The organism is Acinetobacter sp. Q186-3, from assembly GCF_013420655.1.
Classification (GTDB): domain Bacteria; phylum Pseudomonadota; class Gammaproteobacteria; order Pseudomonadales; family Moraxellaceae; genus Acinetobacter; species Acinetobacter indicus.
The window spans coordinates 222,381-240,472 of record NZ_VOXS01000002.1 but is presented as its reverse complement, the minus strand read 5'-3'; the positions used below and the strand labels follow the sequence as shown (position 1 = coordinate 240,472).

Genomic DNA, 18,092 nt, shown 5'->3' with positions numbered 1-18,092 from the left:
ATCTTAAATGTATTGAGCTGTGCGCTTTTAAATCCGGATTTATTTTAAAGTGATCGTGAGTCAATCAATCACACCAATAAAAAAGCACCCCAAATATATTTGGAGTGCTTTGTTTAAGCCAGTTTTAAAATTAAAACTTAAGCTTGCATTTCACGTGCTTTAGACATGGTCAACGCCAAGTCTTCAATCATGTCTTCCTGACCACCGACTGTACCACGGCGACCCAGTTCCATCAGGATTTCACGCGCAGACACGCCATATTTCGCTTCAGCGCGTTTTGCAAACAACAGGAATGAAGAGTAAACACCCGCATAACCTAAAGTTGCCGCATCACGGTCTGCACGAATTGGGTTGTGCATCATTGGAATCACAAGGTCTTCAGCAACGTCTTGTACTTTGAACAGATCAACGCCTGTATCCATACCCATACGGTTCGCTACAGCAATGAACAATTCAAGTGGTGTGTTACCCGCACCCGCACCAAGACCTGCAGAGGCCAAGTCCACACGTACTGCACCTGCTTCAACCGCAGCAACCGTATTTGATACACCCATACCTAAGTTGTGGTGACCGTGGAAACCGAGTTCGATGCTTGGGTCAAGGTGTTGACGTAAGTGACCCACGCGGTCTTTCACGTCTTGAGGAAGCATGTAACCTGCTGAGTCTGTGACATAAATACAGTTCGCACCGTAAGACACCATCTTCTGTGCTTCTTCTAAAAGACGCTCAGGAGAAGCCATGTGAGCCAGCATTAAGAAGCCCACAGTGTCCATGTCGAGTTTACGAGCAGCAGTGATGTGCTGTTCAGAACAGTCCGCTTCTGTACAGTGTGTTGCAACACGAATCGTTGATACACCAATTTCATGCGCCATTTTCAAATGATCAACTGTACCGATACCAGGAAGAAGCAGTGCAGACACTTTCGCATTCTTCATACGTGGCACAACAGCAGACAGGTATTCTTCATCTGTTGCAGCAGCAAAACCGTAGTTCACTGATGAACCGCCCAGGCCGTCACCGTGGGTCACTTCAATTAAAGGTACGCCGGCATCATCTAGCGCTGTTGAAATGGCAATCATTTGCTCAACAGTGGTTTGATGGCGCTGCGGGTGCATACCATCACGTAAAGTCATATCATGAACAATAATCTTAGACATGAGGTTGCTCCTTAAGCTTCAGCAGTGTTGAAAACGTGTTCAGCAAACATTTCTGCAGTACGTGCAGCTGCTGCTGTCATGATGTCGAGGTTACCTGCATATTTCGGCAAGAAGTCACCTAAACCTTCGACTTCTAAGAAGATCGAAACACGGTTACCGTCAAAAATAGGACCGTTTACCAGTTTGTAACCTGGTACATATTTTTGCACTTCTTTAATCATCGCATGCACTGATTCAGTGATCGCAGCTTGATCTGGCTCACCTTCAACTAAACAATGTACTGTGTCACGCATCATCAGTGGTGGCTCAGCAGGGTTAATGATGATGATCGCTTTACCTTGTTTCGCACCACCAACTTTCTCAATTGCACCCGCAGTGGTACGGGTAAATTCATCAATGTTTTTACGTGTACCTGGACCTACAGACTTCGTAGATACAGTTGCAATGATTTCGCCATATTCAACAGGTTGAACGCGAGAAACTGCAGCAACCATTGGAATGGTTGCCTGACCGCCACAAGTCACCATGTTGACGTTTGGCACTTCGCCAGCTGCAAGCAATGCTTCAAGGTTGACAGGTGGTACACAGAATGGACCAATCGCCGCAGGTGTTAAATCAATCATTAACACGCCAAGTTCATTGAGCTTGCGGCTGTTTTCTGCGTGTACGTATGCAGACGTTGCATCGAATGCAATTTTGATGTCATCTTCGATTACGTGAGGAAGAAGACCATCTACACCTTCAGCCGTGGTTTTTAAACCCATTTTCGCCGCACGCGCTAGACCTTCAGATGTAGGATCAATACCCACCATCCATACTGGCTCTAACCATTCGCTACGTTGTAATTTGTAAAGCAAATCAGTACCGATGTTACCTGGACCGATCATTGCACATTTAATCTTTTTCATGAATGTACTCTCTTAAAATTCTGATCAGGTTGGGGCTTATTCAGCAGCGAATGCCGCTGTAACTGAACCAAAGCCTTCAATTTCAACTTTGAATTCATCGCCTGGTTGCGCCACAACCATTGGCCCTAACGCACCTGTTAAGATGATGTCGCCTTTTAACAATGGACGCCCACGACGTACCATTTCATCTGCCAGCCAGACTGCAGCATTCAATGGGTTGGCTAAACAGGCTTTACCCACACCTTGAGAAACCACTTCTTCACCGCGGGTCATGACCATCTTGCAATTCACAAGATCCAGGTTTTCCAGTTTTACCGGTTGAGAACCCAGTACAAACGCCGCTGAAGATGCGTTGTCTGCCACGGTGTCAATCAGGCTGATTTTCCAGTTTTCAATACGGCTATCCACCACTTCTACTGCTGGCAGTGCGTAGTCAGTTGCACTGATAATGTCAGCATAGGTGTGTTTTTCTTTGGTCAAATCTTCTTTAATGACCAGTGCAATTTCTGCTTCAACTTTCGGTTGAATCAGCAAACCTGCAGGAATGGCTTCACCATCACCATAGGCCATATCTGCAAACAACATACCGAAATCTGGCTGATCAACACCCAGTTGTGCCTGAACTACCTTCGAGGTCAAACCAATTTTGCGACCTACTAAACGGCGGCCTTCTTTCAACGCGCGTTCGGTATTTACTTCTTGAACTGCGTACGCGATATCTACATCAGCAGATTCACCGCCTAATTGTGGGCGAATCGGTGCAATCGCAGTTTGTGATAATTCAGCATCTCTTAACGCTTGAGCAACTGATGCAACAACAGCAGAATTCGACATCAATGTTTCCTTAAACTGCAAAAATTGGGCTTATGCTGTTGACTAGATTTTCCGGCATGCAGCTGAACATCGGCCGATATAGGGGGGACTGATCAGAGCGGCAACAGGCTGTTGCTGCCGATCTCTAGCAAACGCGCATAGATATAAACTGATTTAGAATCGGAAAAATGGACTTTTTATGCCAATACTTATTTTATTTTTTACAATAGCTAGAACCTATAACACAGCCACAACTCAACCGACACGAAGCCCCTGATAGCTATAGATTTCCGAGTATTTCTATCCACTTTTTAAGAAAATCTGGATGAGAAGTTTCAGCGCTTAAGGCTTCGGTATTAGACGATTTTATCAGCAGCTTTTAGAGGCAATAAGGCTGCACAGTGTTTATACAGCCTCTAGAACAGAAAAAGAAAGACGAAACTTTGCAATCACGCAACATGCCCAGGCAGAGATCAATATAAGAAGGAAGAAAATAAGCTCTTGAATAAAAGAAGAAGCGGCAAGAGGTTCACTTCTTCTGAAAAGATGCTCTCCCACCTAGATGGCCTGTTTCATTTGTACCTGCTGTAACAGGAACTGATGCAGGCTGCTGACATCCCCGGCAATTTTTAGCGGTTGAAACAGCTGTAACACTTCGACCGTATGTACCCCATAGCTGACACCCACACGCGGCATGGCAATAGCCTGCGCCATTTCCAGATCATAAGAGGTATCGCCGACCATAATTGCCTGCTCAGGGCGCACTCCGGTTTCTGCCAGAATTTCTTCTAACATTAAGGGATGCGGTTTAGAGCGGGTTTCACTGGCGGCACGGGTCGCAGCAAACAGATTCATACTTTGAGTCTGCTGCAATACACGATCTAGGCCTTTACGACTTTTACCGGTAGCCACCGCGAGTTTTACCCCGGCATTCTGTAAATCATCCAGCATCGCCGCCACACCATCAAACCAGACATCGGTTTTGGAGTTGGCTACATAGTGCTCGGAATAGCACTGTAAAATCTCGCTATGCAATTCCGGCACCATCGGGAACAAACGCTGCGCCACTTCAGGCAGACCCAAACCGATAATACTTTTGGCCGCGTCATCGGTTAAGGGTTGCTGGAACTGCTGTGCAGCGAACTGCAAACTCGCCACAATTTGACCGACTGAATCAAACAAGGTGCCATCCCAGTCGAAAATGATGAGTTCTACAGCTGTATTCATATATGGTTTCCTCGATTTGATTCGGTTTAAATCCACCCCGACCCTCCTTTAAAAAAGGAGGGAGAGCTTCATTAGAAAATAACTTTTATTGCAAGATCACAACAGATATTAATTACCCAACGGCGACATCCATGTCGCCTTTCGCACATTTCGGATGCAGATATCATTTACTATCGCAACGCTCCCTCTCCTGAACGAGTTTAAAGCACTGCTTTAAACGACGTGCAAGAAGGGGACTTGCGCAGCAGTGCTGCTCAGGGAGAGGATTTTTCCGAAATTTAATCTCCCCTTGCGGAACAATGTTCCTCATCTTTAATTTTAATAAAGAGGGAAGTTTCCCACTTAAATAAAGCAAGATGAACGAGAATTAAAAAGCCAAAGATTATTCGTCATCTTCCCCAAGTGTTACTACCTTATCTGCCTTTTGCGCACGGAGCTGTGCGACCAGACTCTGCATATCTTCAGGCAATGGTGCTTCAATGGTTGGATAACCCGGAATCTCCAGACGCATGGCGTGCAAGCATAAACGGCGTGGTTTAGGCCCGCGATATTCGGTTTCATGACCGTATTTTTCATCGCCCACCAGCGGATGGCCTATACTCAGACCATGCACACGAATCTGATGGGTACGTCCAGACAGCGGCGATGCATAGACCAGTGTGGCATGCATAAAGCGCTCTTGCACATTCCACTGGGTTTTCGATTCTTTACCTTCTTTAGACACACGCACGCGACGTTCGCCATTGGCCAGCTCATAACGATGTAAAGGTGCATCAATCAGCTGTTTGTCCAGCGTCACCTGTCCTTTCACCACCGCAGCATAGGTTTTACGGATTTTGTGTTCGCGCAGCATGTCCTGCAAGGTTTTTAATACGCTGCGTTTTTTCGAAATCATCACCAGACCCGAAGTATCGCGGTCAATGCGGTGAATCAGCTCCAGATATTTTTTCCCGGTGGCCGCGCGCAAGCCCTCAATCAAGCCATAGGCCACACCACTGCCCCCATGCACAGCAATGCCCGATGGCTTGTTCACCACCATCAGCCCTTCATCTTCATAGATGACCCGGTTCAGCAAGCCTTGAGCAACTTTATCTGACACCGGCGCCGGGGTATCATCTTTCTGTTCAAAACGGATTGGTGCAACCCGGATCTGATCGCCAATATTCAGCTTGGTTTCGGCTTTGACCCGTTTTTTATTGACCCGCACCTGACCTTCACGAATCAGACGGTAAATCCGGCTTTTGGGCACGCCTTTTAAACGGCTAAACAAAAAGTTGTCAATCCGTTGCCCCGCTTGATGCTCATCGACTTCAAACCAAGTGACACTTTGCCATTGTTGGGTAGAATTCATACAGTTACGACGACCTAAAAAAATACTAAAATTGATTAAAAACTGATCACTTAGGCTATGCTTTACACAAGAAACATAAGCTTAGCCCATAGGCAGATGATGCAAGGTTTGATATAGTCAGCGCACGGAAACCATCGTAAGTGGGTAAAAGTTGGGTCATTTCGGTTTTTACTGAAGTTGATTATTCAATCAAACACTCCACTAAACACGTAAAGGTCCCAAAAGAATTATGCCGACGCCGAAGGCTTATTATATCGGCAAAACTGCAAACTGTTGCGTTTAATTGTACTTAAGGTACATAAATCAGTTTGCCTGAAAAAATATGTCGCCAACCTCAAGTTGGTTTTTAAACGTAAACTGATACACATCAGACTAGTCGTTCCCTGATGTCGCATTCAGGCTACAGCGTTGATACATTGGATCTGCACAAATTGTAAAGATACGACGATAATTCCGTATCAAGACACTCGACTAAAAGAAGGGATGATCTTTGAGCAATGTGACAGTGAAAGTTACTCACATCCAATGTACCGCTCGTCCGCCAGTGAAACGACCAGGTGACTTTAATCGTTTAAAGATTGAAGCCGTATTGACATCATCAATACGTGAATCATCCACCGAAACCCGATTATCAGGCCGGTAGAGAAACGTTCAGACCGCTGTATTTGAGATCTGAACCATGATCCGTGATGTTTGATGCTCGCTACGTATAGAGCGATGTTTTGCTGTGTATCACTATAAGGTGTTACACCCATGAAACGTATGTTGATTAATGCAACACATGCTGAAGAAATTCGCGTTGCACTTGTCACTGGTCAGCGTCTTTACGATTTTGATTTAGAAAATCGTACCCGTGAACAAAAAAAATCAAATATCTATAAAGGTCATGTGACTCGCGTAGAGCCATCTTTAGAAGCTGTATTTGTTGAGTATGGTGCCGGTCGTCAAGGTTTCCTGTCGATGCGCGAAATTGCCAACTCTTACTACAAGGCCGATCCTCGTCAAACTTCAAATATTCGCGAACTGATTACTGAAGGCACCGAACTGCTAGTTCAGGTAGAAAAAGAAGAGCGCGGCAACAAAGGTGCTGCCCTGTCGACCTTTATTTCACTGGCGGGCCGTTACCTGGTCCTGATGCCAAACAACCCGAAAGGGGGTGGTATCAGCCGTCAGATTTCCGGTTCAGTGCGTGAAGAACTGAAAGAAATGCTGGCCTCTTTAAACGTGCCACGCGGGATGAGCGTGATTGTACGTACTGCCGGTATTGGTCGTTCTCAAGAAGAATTACAACTTGATTTACAGCATCTGCTAGATCTGTGGGCGCAAATTCAAAGCACCTCAAGTTCTGGTCCATCGCCAATGCTGGTGCATCAGGAAGCCGGTGTCGTCACGCGTGCCATTCGTGACTACCTGCGTGATGATGTGACTGAAATCCTGATTGACTCAGAACAGGCCTATAACGAAGCTTATAACTTCGTAAAAGCGGTGATGCCACGTCAGCTCGACAAGTTAAAAACCTATACCCTAAATGAACCACTGTTCGCGCATTTCGGTATCGAAAGCCAGATTCAAACCGCCTATGAACGCGAAGTCAAACTGCCTTCAGGTGGTTCAATCGTGATTGACCAAACCGAAGCATTGGTGTCAATCGACATTAACTCGGCAAAATCAACTCGTGGTCAGGACGTTGAAGATACCGCACTAAACACCAACCTGGAAGCTGCTGAAGAAATTGCACGCCAGTTACGTTTACGTGACATCGGTGGTCTGGTAGTAATCGACTTTATCGACATGACCAAAGACCGTAACCAGCGTATGGTGGAAGCCAAGCTGCGTGAAGCAACGCAAAGCGACCGCGCGCGTATCCAGTTTGGTCAATTGTCACGCTTTGGTTTAATGGAGATGAGCCGTCAGCGCTTACGTCCATCTTTAGAAGAAGCGACCGGTTATGTTTGCCCACGTTGTCATGGTACCGGCATGGTACGTGACTTACGTTCTCTCTCACTGTCGATTATGCGTAAAGTGGAAGAGATTGCGCTACGTGAGCGTCATGGTGAAGTTCAGGTTGAAGTACCGGTTGAAATTGCAGCCTTCTTATTGAATGAAAAGCGTCACAGCCTGGTTTACCTTGAACAAACCTCAAATGTACGTGTAACGGTATTGCCGCACCCGCATTTAGAAACCCCACATTACGAAATCTCTTACAATCCGGAAGGCTTTGCTCCAACCAGCTATGAACGCACAGCAGCCACCCGCTTAAGCGAACAGGAACTGGGTTATGAAGCCTCTGAATGGCATTTAGAAGAAGAACAGCACGCTCAGCATGCAGCTGCGCCTGCAGCACCGCAAAAGGAACAGAAGCGTCCAGCCAAAGCTCAAGCCGCTGCGCCTGCACAAGTGGCCCCTGCTGCCGCTGCACCAAGTGCTAGCCCATGTGCATGGTTAGAAAACCTGTTTGTGCAAAAACAGGCCAACACGGTTGATCAGTCACGTAGCGCCAACAATGCGGCTGCAGCGATTGAGCAAATGGTCAATAATGGCGCAGTTAGCCGTGGCCAGTTCGGTCAGATTGCAGCTGCGGCGCCTGTGGCTGCACCAGCAGCAGCAACCAGCAATGCTTATCTTGCCCCATCAACTGTGGCCAAGCATGAGCGTGATCACGCTGAAAAACCGGCTGAACGTGAAGAAAAATCATCACGTCACAACAACAAAAAGCGCAGCAAGCACAAAGAGCCGCGCGAGCAAAACAGCCAGAATGACAACAGCCCAGCACAGCATCAGGTACACGAAGAAGTGGTGCAGCTGTCACGTCAGGAGCAACGTCAGGAAGCGCGTGAAAACAAACGCAACTCCCGCCGTCAGCACAACAACAATGAACAGACGCAAAACGAAGCGCAACAGCAAGATGCTGTGCCACGTCGTGACCGTCGCAACCAGCAACGCCCAGAGCGTCCAAACCGCCACCGCGATGCCAGCGTGCTGAATGACACGGCTGCACCGGCAGCAGCTACAGCAGCACCAGCCACTGAAGCACAAAGCCTGAAAGTAGACCTGGTGGATGCACCACGTCAGGACGTGATGCCAACTGCTCTGGTGGTGAATGTTGATGCTGCACAAAGTGAAATTGTCGCGCTAAACCAGAACGCAGCCGCTGCACCTGCAGCAACTGCTGAACTTCCGGTTGCGACCAGCACTGAAGCAGTAGAAGAAGCACCAGTACCAAAAGAAGAAGTGGCACCTGCGGCAATTGTGGCTGAAGAGCACAAATCGCAACCGGTGAAACGTGCCAGCAACGATCCGCGTCAGCGTCGTCGCCAGCAGCGTGAAGGTCGTGCGCAACAAAACCAGCCGCCAAAGCTGTCACCGTCTCAGGTTCCAGCCTTGCAGCAGTACACGGTAGGCAGCCTGATCCGTCATGTGTATGGTGAAGATTGCTCGGTGCTGATTGAGCAGTTTGGTTTAATTCCAACCTTCAACCGCGCCCTGCAAAAGTTCACTGAACAATATGCAGCCAGCCTGGTCGCTCAAGCACCTGCGGCAGAAAGCCAAAAGCAGCCTGTGACCCGTGATGTTGAAGTCAGCAAAGCTGAGCCAGAAGCAGAACCTGCTCCTGTGCTGGACCTGACTCCACCAGCGCCAGTCAAACGTGTGGCCAATGATCCGCGTGAGCGTCGTCGTTTAGCCAAACTTGCTGCCGAACAGGCGCTGGAACAGGCCAAACAGGCCCATGCCGACGAAGCAGAAAAAGCACCCGCTAACGATGCACCAGCAGAAACTGCGGCGGACGCTCAAGCAGCTGAAGCAACAGAAGCCACTGCTGCAAGCAGCACAGCAGCACCTGTAGAAGCGACTGCCGAGCCAGCAGCAACTGAAGCAGCACCAGCGGCAGAAACCACTGCGACTGAAACTGAAGTGGCGACTGAAGAAAACGCTGCAGCCGAAGCACCGGCTAAAGAAACAGCGAAAGCTGAAGCAGCGCAACCGGTACAGGCTGAACTGCCAGTTGATGCAGCAGATGCCAGCGAAGCACCGGCAAATGCAGAAGCTGAAGCTCCAGAAGCCTCGGCAGACAAGGCCGAGAAAGAAAAACCGGCACGTCCGCGTCGTCCACGTGGCCGTCCACCAAAGAAAGCCAACACCTCAACTGAGTCATAATTTGCTTTTTTGCAGGTGAATAAAAAAATCCAGTCATTTCGGTGGCTGGATTTTTTTTGTTAATTTGTCAGATTAGGTTGATTACACTACAACGAAACGATTAAAACCTTAAAGTGCAATATTCATGCGCTAGAACTACAGATTGGATGTCGAGAATAAATAGGATTCATATGAGCCATACAACACAACATGATCTTATTGGTCTGGCCGATGTCGCCGCCAAAATTCCAAAGTTTATCGGCAAAGTCCCGAATCTTATTCAGGGTCTGAGTCAAGCCTATTTACGAACACCATCCACCCCTGCCGGTCTGGGCATTGCCTTTGAAAAAGCGGTCAAACGTAATCCGCATGGTCTGGCTTTAATGTTTGAAGAACAGCGCTTTAGCTACAAAGCCCTGAATGAATGGGCCAACCAGATTGCCCACTATTATCTGTCACAAGGCGCACGCAAAGGCGATGTGATTGCGGTAATGCTGGAAAACCGCCCGGAACTGATCGCGACTGTCATCGGTCTGGCCAAAATTGGCGTCACCATTGCACTGGTAAACACCTCACAGGTCGGTAAGGTACTGACCCATAGCATCAATCTGGTCAAACCGGTCGCGCTAATTGTTGGCGAAGAATGCCGTGCTGCGGTAGAGGAGATTCGTCAGGCGCTGGATTTGCCGGCAGATCGTCTGGACTGGTTTGCCGATCAGGAAACCCAGCGCGATGCGGGCAAAGCTCCGAAAGGCTTTAACAATCTGGCCGAAAAGATCGACCATTTTCCGAAATTCAATCCGCCGACCACGCATTCCGTCCAGGGCAAAGATGGCCTGTTTTATATCTATACCTCGGGAACCACCGGCCTGCCGAAAGCCGTGGTGTTCACCCATAGCCGCTGGACCCTGGCCTATGGCACCTACGGCCATGTACTGAATCTGAATCCAAAAGATGTCATGTATGTGACCCTGCCGCTGTATCATGCCACTGGTATTGTGGTGTGCTGGTGCGGCGTAATTGCCGGTAGCGCAACCCTGGCAATTCGACGTAAATATTCCACCTCCAGCTTCTGGAAAGATGTACAGAAATTTAATGCCTCTGCCATTGGTTATGTCGGCGAGCTGTGCCGCTACCTGATGGATGCACCACCATCCGCGCTGGATCAGGGCCATCGTGTTACCAAAATGATTGGGAACGGCATGCGCCCGAATATCTGGAACAAGTTTAAGCAACGCTTTGGCATTGAAGAAATTCTGGAGCTGTATGCCTCCAGTGAAGGCAATGTCGGCTTTAGCAACATCTTTAACTTTGACAATACCGTTGGTTTTTCTCCAACCCCTTATGCGATTGTGGCTTTCGATAAAGAAAAAAATGAACCGGTCCGGGATGCGCGCGGCTGGTGCCAGAAAGTCAAAAAAGGTGAAGTTGGTTTATTGATTGGCAAAATTACCCGCCGTTCGCCATTTGATGGCTATACTGATCCGGAAAAAAACAAGGCGGTGATTTTAAAAGGCGTTTTCCAGCGTGGCGATCAATACTTTAATACCGGTGATCTGGTACGAAATATCGGCTTCCGTCATGCCCAGTTTGTTGACCGCTTGGGTGATACCTTCCGCTGGAAAGGTGAGAATGTTTCCACCACCGAAGTGGAAAATATACTCTGTGATTATGACAAAATTGCCGAAGCGGTGGTCTACGGCGTAGAAATTCCAGACACCAATGGTCGTGCCGGAATGGCGGCCATTACCTTAAATGCCGATGCAACACTGGATGAACATGACCTAAAGCAGATGGTGAGCCAGTTTAAACAGGCCCTGCCCGGCTATGCGGTTCCGGTATTTTTACGAATTCAGGCGCAGGTTGAAACCACCGGCACTTTTAAATACCAGAAAAACAAGCTCAAAGAACAGGCATTTAATCCGGCTGCCACCACGGATCGTTTGCTGGTGTTGCTGCCCGGTGCAGCAGCCTATACCGATCTAACCCCGGAAATTTTCGAGCAGATTCAAACCTATCAATACCGCTTCTAAGCCCAAAGTTGTCTATTTTTTGATTCCCTAGCATGAATTTGTTTCATTTATAATCAAACATAGACAACTTTTTTATTTTTTACTTGCGCTCAAACGAGATCTTGCTACAATACGCTCCATCAAATGATATGGGTCGTTAGCTCAGTTGGTAGAGCAGCGGACTTTTAATCCGTTGGTCCCGCGTTCGAGTCGCGGACGACCCACCACTCATTTGAAAGCCTAAGATGGGTCGTTAGCTCAGTTGGTAGAGCAGCGGACTTTTAATCCGTTGGTCCCGCGTTCGAGTCGCGGACGACCCACCATATTTCCTTAGGAACTCTGCAAAAACTCCAGTTCTTGCATCTTAAAAAATAAGCAGCTTATTTTTTATTCCTCAGGGTCGTTAGCTCAGTTGGTAGAGCAGCGGACTTTTAATCCGTTGGTCCCGCGTTCGAGTCGCGGACGACCCACCATTTATCTTCCAGAATAAATATCCTCGCTTCCCTACTCTGCATTGCACATTTATATGCTGGGCTGCATTGCATCTGCGCTACAACCTCAATATTAATATGGATGAAAGAACGCTCGATCTGCTCTTTTAATCGGCCGACTTTTCCAGATAATAAGCATGTGCCGGTAAAGGATTACGGGAAAAATACTGCTGATTTACCGTCGATACTGTGGCAATTTTTTCTAAATCCATGCGTAGATTCTGCGTGCCATCAATATCATAAAAAATTTCCACCCCATTACTGCGATGCACAATAATCTGGTGTGCGGCTTCATCATACATCCAGTAATCCAGATGATAATTCATTTGTGCACCGGCCATGACCCGGCCCAGATAGACAATGGAACGATGTGCGGTGCCATCAGGCAATAAAGTCAAAATAAAATCAGCTGTCCCGGTCTCGCATTTGACATAGGCATCTTCACAGCTAATTTTTACCTGATACCGGCCGACATAGGCCAAGGCCGCTTCCGGCACCACGGCTTTATCGGCATCTTCTGCAGATGGAAATACCGGCTGGCCAGCCACTTCACTCAGGCGCTTACTTGGCACATCTTCTGTCACCTGCAGGTCTGCCACGGGTGTAAACGGCTGTGCCTCCTCTCCTTCTTGACTGTTAAACGTCGGGTCACAAGCGGCCAAAGACAGGCAACAGATTCCCCATAACCATTTCGAACAATGCACAGCCAATATGGTGTCTCCCGGGTATCAATAAAAATAGCCACCGTATGCCTTTGCATCAGGTTGATGGGCACACAGCGAAGCTATTGAAATTATATGAATTTTCACCAAAATCTACAGTTTTTGTAGACCTGTTTCAAGATTTTAAAGCGCAATATTTATACCGTGTCATTTTATTTACATAAATTAACGATTTATAGCGCATTGACCCTTTAAAAACGGAAATAGGTCGCCATTTTTATTTTATGAGTTGTTGATTGACTCACCATTGTATTTTTTAAGGAGACCTCAATGGCCAATGTTGGTTTATACCGCTCTAACCGCTCAAACATGATTGCAGGTGTAATGGGTGGTATTGCTGAACGTTTTGGTTGGAATGCAAATTTACTCCGCATTATTTTTGTGTTGGTATCCATTATGAGTGCCGCCTTCCCGGGTATTCTGGTGTACTTGGTACTGTGGCTGGTGATGCCGAAAAAGAAAGCTGAAATTGAACACGTGAATGGCTATCGCAATCCGGTACGTACCATTCATGAAGATCAGAACAGTTACCGTTAATCTTCATTTTTCTTGCACAGTTTAAAGCTACGGTGGACCCCTATTACCGTAGCTTCTTTTTTCTGGCTTTAACTTTCCGTAGTTTTGCTGCGTAGCCAGATCAGACGCTGGTTCATGGCGGCAATCATATCGGCGCGGCTAATAATCCCGACCAGCTGCTGCTGTTCCACCACTGGAATATAGTTAAACGAACGTTCCACAAAATACGGGACCAGATCGGCAATACTCTGATGTGGTTTTACCGTCACCACCTTGCGGTTCATAATGTGTTTGACCTGATGCTGCCATGACATCCGCACATCGGTAGCATGTTTAAACCATTCCACCACTTCATACAGTGCCAATGTGCCGACCAGTTGCTGCTCGGCATTTACCACCGGCAAGCTCATTAAATTGACCTGCTTGAACTTGTCTAGCGCGAGCTGGATATCATCATCCTGCTGCAAGGTAATCACATCATGGGTCATGATATCTTCACAGCGCCATTCCTGCACGTTTTCATCCTGCATACGCGCATTGGCCTGATATTGCGCTTCCAGAATAATTTTCTGCAAGTCATATTCACTAATGTCCAGCAGCTCGGTCTGATGCTCCAGCACATGATGAATATCTTGCGGCTGAATGGTGACTTTCTGGGTCGGGGTCGGGTCTTGCGAGCGCAGATTCAGCTGGGCCTTGTGTGGATATTGCTTGCCAGTCAGTCGGTTAAACATCATTGCCACCAACAGCAATAACAGCGAATTTAACAGCACCGGATAAAAGATAAATAAATAGCCCAGTTCACTGACCGCCTCACCGCCCAATACTGCGGTAATCGCCACAGCACCACTCGGTGGATGCAGCGAATCGGTCGACATCATTAAAATAATAGATAAGGCCACCGCCACACTAAAGGCTTCGGTCAGATTCGGAATATACAGCGCACAAGTCACACCAATAATGCCGGCAATAGTATTGCCAATCACCATATTCCACGGCTGTGCCAGCGGACTGGCCGGCACCGCAAACAGCAATACTGACGACGCACCCATCGGCGCGATATACCAGGCATTAATATCGCCCAGAATCCATAAGCTGATCAGCGAAGATAGACTCAAGCCCAGCAAAGCACCCAATCCGCACAACAGACGTTCTTTCAGCGGCAGTAATTTGAAATTGGGTTTTAAGATTTCTAACCATTCAGATTGCGGATGAAACACGGGAATCCTTTGTGATTTTGGCGACGGCCGCCATTATAAAATGAAGCAGCTTATAAGATGTATTCATTCTATATCTTATAATTATGAATTTTTCTGTTGAGATGTATATCAGTATAGGCACACTGAATCATCCTCTTTTTAGAAAAAATTGATAAGCCCTTCATTTTAAAAACATCGTTTTTGCGTATACACCGTTCAGCGCAGATGATTGCGCTGTATACACCAGATGAAACCAATCTTTGAGAAAAATGACTGAAATGACAATGCTGGGTTTTCCCCGAATCCTACAGATCAAAATCCGGTTTTTGTGGATAGACAGATCAACCGAATGTCGGTTTCTCTACTGATTTTTCATGGCGATTTTTCGGTTAGGCTTCGCTTTCTGATCAAAGCGCCAGCATTGTATGGATAACCTTTGCTACCTCCCGCCAAAATCCTTATAATTGAGCACAATTTTTCTCTAATTTTAAGTGGATGACCATGAGTCGCGCCATATCGCATATTGATACTTTCCAAGGCTTAATTCTTGCCTTACAAAATTACTGGGCGGAGCAAGGCTGCGTCGTGTTGCAGCCTTACGACATGGAAATGGGTGCAGGAACATTCCACACTGCAACTTTCCTACGTGCATTAGGGCCTGAAACCTGGAATGCCGCTTATGTGCAACCTTCACGTCGTCCAAAAGATGGCCGTTATGGTGAAAACCCGAACCGTTTGCAACACTACTACCAGTTCCAGGTGGTATTAAAGCCAAACCCGGACAACATCCAGCAGCTGTATCTGGATTCTTTAAAAGCCATCGGGATTGATCCTTTGGTTCACGACATCCGTTTTGTCGAAGATAACTGGGAATCACCAACACTCGGTGCTTGGGGCTTAGGTTGGGAAGTTTGGCTGAATGGTATGGAAGTCACGCAATTCACTTATTTCCAGCAAGTCGGTGGTGTTGAATGCTATCCGGTCACCGGTGAAATCACTTACGGTTTAGAACGTCTAGCGATGTACCTGCAAGGTGTAGACTCTGTGTATGACCTTGTTTGGACTAAAGGTCAGTTCGGTACGGTCACCTATGGCGATGTGTTCCATCAAAACGAAGTGGAACAATCGACTTACAACTTCGAATATGCGCCAGTCGACAAACTGTTTGAACTGTTCGACTTCTATGAAGCAGAAGCCTCTCGTTTAATGGAAGCGAAACTGCCACTTCCTGCTTATGAACAAGTGGTCAAAGCATCACACAGCTTTAACCTGCTTGATGCACGTGGTGCGATTTCTGTGACTGAGCGTCAGCGTTATATTTTACGTGTCCGTACACTGGCACGTGCCATTGCACAAAGCTACGTGACCGCACGTGCAGAGCTTGGTTTCCCAATGGCAGAACCGCATTTACGTGATGAAGTTCTGGCACAGTTAAAAGCACAGGTTGAGGCGGAAGCCGCGCAAGCAGAAAAATCAGCGGAGAACAAATAATGTCTAAACATACTGTTTTATTTGAACTTGGCTGTGAAGAACTCCCACCAAAAAGCCTGAAAAAATTACGTGATGCATTACAGGCAGAAACGGTTAAAGGCTTAAAAGATGCAGGTCTGGCTTTCGATTCAATCGAAGCCTATGCTGCACCACGTCGTTTGGCGCTTAAAATTGTCAATGTTGATGGCGCGCAAGCCGACACACAAAAACGTTTTGACGGCCCTGCTGTGCAAGCGGCGTATGATGCGGAAGGCAAACCAACCAAAGCTTTAGAAGGCTTTATGCGTGGTCAAGGCATTACGGTTGATCAAGTATCGACTTTCCAAGCAGGTAAAGTTGAAAAAGTGTGTTACTTAAAAGATGTCAAAGGTCAAAGCCTTGATGTACTTTTACCGCAAATTTTGCAATCAGCTTTAGACAACCTTCCAATTGCTAAACGCATGCGTTCTGCAGCCAGCCGTACTGAATTTGTACGTCCTGTAAAATGGGTTGTATTGTTAAAAGACAACGATGTTGTTGATGCAACCATTCAGGATCACAAAGCAGGTAACGTGACGTATGGTCACCGTTTCCATGCACCTGAAGCAATTACGCTTACACATGCAGACGAATACTTAGCGAAGTTAAAAGCGGCTTACGTTGTAGCGTCTTTTGAAGAGCGTCAAGCAATCATTGATGGTCAAGTGAAAGCACTTGCTGATGAAGTGAATGCGATTGCGATTGTGCCTGCGGATCTGCGTGATGAAGTAACTGCACTGGTTGAATGGCCTGTTGCATTACGTGCCAGCTTCGAAGAACGCTTCCTTGCTGTTCCTCAAGAAGCTCTTATCACCACCATGCAGGACAACCAAAAGTACTTCTGCTTGGTGAATAGCGATAATAAACTGCAACCGTACTTCATTACCGTGTCAAACATTGAGTCAAAAGACCCGACACAAATTATTGAAGGTAACGAGAAAGTGGTTCGTCCACGTTTATCAGATGCTGAATTCTTCTTCCTACAAGACCAAAAACAACCGCTTGCTTCTCGTAAAGAGAAATTAGCGAACATGGTCTTCCAGGCAGAATTGGGTACGCTTTGGAATAAGTCTGAACGTATTGCAAAACTCGCTGTAGCTTTAGCGCCAATTACAGGTGCAAATGCGGCTGATGCTGAAAAAGCGGCACTTCTTGCGAAATGCGACTTAACCTCTGAACTTGTGGGTGAATTCCCAGAACTTCAAGGCATCGCGGGTACTTACTACGCACGTCTTGAAGGCGAAAATGATGAAGTGGCTGAAGCACTTGGCGAGCAGTACTTGCCTAAATTCGCTGGTGATGTTTTACCGAAAACCAAAACTGGGACAACCATTGCGCTTGCAGACCGCTTAGATACGCTCACCGGTATTTTCGGTATTGGTCAAGCGCCTACAGGTTCGAAAGACCCGTTTGCCCTGCGTCGTTCTGCAATTGGTATTTTACGTCTAGTGACTGAAAACGAGCTTGATGTATCAATTGAAGACTTGATCAAACTTGCACTTGCTGCTTATGGCGATGTACTCAAAGATCACGATAAGACTTTAAACGATGCAGTTGCATTCTTAGAAGGTCGTTACCGTGCCAAATATGAAGACCAAGGTGTGGCTGTTGACGTGATTCAAGCCGTTCAAGCCTTGTCACCAAAATCACCACTTGATTTTGACAAACGTGTCAATGCGGTCAATCACTTCCGTGCATTGCCTGAAGCTGCTGCCCTTGCTGCTGCGAACAAACGTGTTGCCAATATTCTTGCCAAAGAAGCGGCACCAGCTGGCGAAGTGGTTGAAGCAAACTTGGTTGAAGATGCTGAAAAAGCATTGTTCGCTGAACTTGCGAAAATCACGCCTGTGGTTGAACCATTATTTGCTGCCAAAGACTACACTGCTGCATTGTCTGCACTTGCTGCACTGCGTGCGCCTGTAGATGCCTTCTTTGACGGTGTAATGGTGATGGCGGATGATGCTGACCTGAAAGCAAACCGTTTACGTCTGCTTGCTCAGCTGCGTGACTTGTTTACCAAAGTGGCGGATATTTCGGTGCTTCAACACTAAAG

12 protein-coding genes and 3 tRNA genes are annotated in these 18,092 nt (G+C 47.1%); 8 read left to right on the top strand and 7 right to left on the bottom strand.

Annotated elements, in window-relative coordinates; all coding sequences use genetic code 11:
• Positions 1 to 137: 137 nt before the first annotated feature.
• From dmpG to FTT64_RS02855, 5 genes are all read right to left on the bottom strand, one after another.
• Entirely contained in the window at positions 138 to 1,157 is a 1,020-nt protein-coding gene (dmpG, locus tag FTT64_RS02875) for a 4-hydroxy-2-oxovalerate aldolase (RefSeq protein WP_005181971.1), read from the bottom strand.
• 11 nt (positions 1,158 to 1,168) lie between these two features.
• Positions 1,169 to 2,065: an acetaldehyde dehydrogenase (acetylating) gene (locus tag FTT64_RS02870; protein ID WP_005181969.1), complete on the bottom strand. Its 897-nt coding sequence runs from the start codon at positions 2,063 to 2,065 to the stop codon at positions 1,169 to 1,171.
• Positions 2,066 to 2,101: 36 nt separating this feature from the next.
• Positions 2,102 to 2,899 (bottom strand): 2-keto-4-pentenoate hydratase, encoded by a 798-nt coding sequence (locus FTT64_RS02865; RefSeq protein ID WP_005181967.1) that lies wholly within the window; start codon positions 2,897 to 2,899, stop codon positions 2,102 to 2,104.
• Positions 2,900 to 3,436: 537 nt separating this feature from the next.
• Positions 3,437 to 4,105, bottom strand: a complete 669-nt coding sequence (locus FTT64_RS02860) for an HAD-IA family hydrolase (protein WP_168396759.1) — start codon at positions 4,103 to 4,105, stop codon at positions 3,437 to 3,439.
• A gap of 382 nt (positions 4,106 to 4,487) precedes the next feature.
• On the bottom strand, positions 4,488 to 5,456 hold the full coding sequence (locus tag FTT64_RS02855; protein WP_005181964.1) for an RluA family pseudouridine synthase: 969 nt from the start codon (positions 5,454 to 5,456) through the stop codon (positions 4,488 to 4,490).
• A 753-nt stretch (positions 5,457 to 6,209) separates the two neighbouring features.
• On the opposite strand from FTT64_RS02855, the gene FTT64_RS02850 reads away from it, so the two are divergent.
• The 5 genes from FTT64_RS02850 to FTT64_RS02830 all read left to right on the top strand — a co-directional run bounded on the left by FTT64_RS02850 (position 6,210) and on the right by FTT64_RS02830 (position 12,075).
• The gene (locus tag FTT64_RS02850) at positions 6,210 to 9,611 is read left to right on the top strand and encodes an Rne/Rng family ribonuclease (protein ID WP_168381725.1); all 3,402 of its coding nucleotides are present in this window, start codon (positions 6,210 to 6,212) and stop codon (positions 9,609 to 9,611) included.
• 170 nt (positions 9,612 to 9,781) lie between these two features.
• On the top strand, positions 9,782 to 11,623 hold the full coding sequence (locus tag FTT64_RS02845) for a long-chain-acyl-CoA synthetase (RefSeq protein WP_168396758.1): 1,842 nt from the start codon (positions 9,782 to 9,784) through the stop codon (positions 11,621 to 11,623).
• A 130-nt stretch (positions 11,624 to 11,753) separates the two neighbouring features.
• Positions 11,754 to 11,829 (top strand) — tRNA-Lys (locus FTT64_RS02840).
• A 20-nt stretch (positions 11,830 to 11,849) separates the two neighbouring features.
• Positions 11,850 to 11,925: transfer RNA gene (locus FTT64_RS02835), tRNA-Lys, on the top strand.
• 74 nt (positions 11,926 to 11,999) lie between these two features.
• Positions 12,000 to 12,075, top strand: a tRNA-Lys gene (locus FTT64_RS02830).
• 125 nt (positions 12,076 to 12,200) lie between these two features.
• Here the strand turns inward: FTT64_RS02830 and FTT64_RS02825 are convergent.
• A complete protein-coding gene (locus FTT64_RS02825; protein WP_227554624.1) occupies positions 12,201 to 12,797 on the bottom strand; it encodes a hypothetical protein in 597 nt (198 codons plus the stop codon).
• Positions 12,798 to 13,085: 288 nt separating this feature from the next.
• Here FTT64_RS02825 and FTT64_RS02820 point away from each other — a divergent pair, with 288 nt between their 5' ends.
• A complete protein-coding gene (locus FTT64_RS02820; RefSeq protein WP_005181954.1) occupies positions 13,086 to 13,352 on the top strand; it encodes a PspC domain-containing protein in 267 nt (88 codons plus the stop codon).
• Positions 13,353 to 13,420: 68 nt separating this feature from the next.
• Here FTT64_RS02820 and FTT64_RS02815 read toward each other — a convergent pair whose 3' ends face one another.
• Positions 13,421 to 14,551 carry an HPP family protein gene (locus FTT64_RS02815; protein WP_005181952.1) on the bottom strand — a complete coding sequence of 377 codons (1,131 nt, stop codon included), beginning with the start codon at positions 14,549 to 14,551 and terminating at the stop codon, positions 13,421 to 13,423.
• A 480-nt stretch (positions 14,552 to 15,031) separates the two neighbouring features.
• Between FTT64_RS02815 and glyQ the strand changes: the two genes are divergently transcribed.
• Both glyQ and glyS read left to right on the top strand, forming a co-directional pair.
• The gene (glyQ, locus tag FTT64_RS02810; protein ID WP_168383651.1) at positions 15,032 to 16,021 is read left to right on the top strand and encodes a glycine--tRNA ligase subunit alpha; all 990 of its coding nucleotides are present in this window, start codon (positions 15,032 to 15,034) and stop codon (positions 16,019 to 16,021) included.
• Positions 16,021 to 18,090, top strand: a complete 2,070-nt coding sequence (gene glyS / locus FTT64_RS02805) for a glycine--tRNA ligase subunit beta (RefSeq protein WP_168396757.1) — start codon at positions 16,021 to 16,023, stop codon at positions 18,088 to 18,090. The genes glyQ and glyS overlap by 1 nt, the downstream gene beginning before the upstream one ends.
• The last annotated feature ends 2 nt before the right edge of the window (positions 18,091 to 18,092 follow it).

Excerpts from the sequence above, each read along its gene's own strand:
- FTT64_RS02860 (WP_168396759.1), bottom strand. The coding sequence starts at position 4,105 with ATGAATACAGCTGTAGAACTCATCATTTTCGACTGGGATGGCACCTTG.
- FTT64_RS02850 (WP_168381725.1), top strand. The coding sequence starts at position 6,210 with ATGAAACGTATGTTGATTAATGCAACACATGCTGAAGAAATTCGCGTT.
- glyQ (WP_168383651.1), top strand. The coding sequence starts at position 15,032 with ATGAGTCGCGCCATATCGCATATTGATACTTTCCAAGGCTTAATTCTT.
- dmpG (WP_005181971.1), bottom strand. The coding sequence starts at position 1,157 with ATGTCTAAGATTATTGTTCATGATATGACTTTACGTGATGGTATGCAC.
- FTT64_RS02820 (WP_005181954.1), top strand. The coding sequence starts at position 13,086 with ATGGCCAATGTTGGTTTATACCGCTCTAACCGCTCAAACATGATTGCA.
- glyS (WP_168396757.1), top strand. The coding sequence starts at position 16,021 with ATGTCTAAACATACTGTTTTATTTGAACTTGGCTGTGAAGAACTCCCA.
- FTT64_RS02855 (WP_005181964.1), bottom strand. The coding sequence starts at position 5,456 with ATGAATTCTACCCAACAATGGCAAAGTGTCACTTGGTTTGAAGTCGAT.
- FTT64_RS02865 (WP_005181967.1), bottom strand. The coding sequence starts at position 2,899 with ATGTCGAATTCTGCTGTTGTTGCATCAGTTGCTCAAGCGTTAAGAGAT.
- FTT64_RS02870 (WP_005181969.1), bottom strand. The coding sequence starts at position 2,065 with ATGAAAAAGATTAAATGTGCAATGATCGGTCCAGGTAACATCGGTACT.
- FTT64_RS02845 (WP_168396758.1), top strand. The coding sequence starts at position 9,782 with ATGAGCCATACAACACAACATGATCTTATTGGTCTGGCCGATGTCGCC.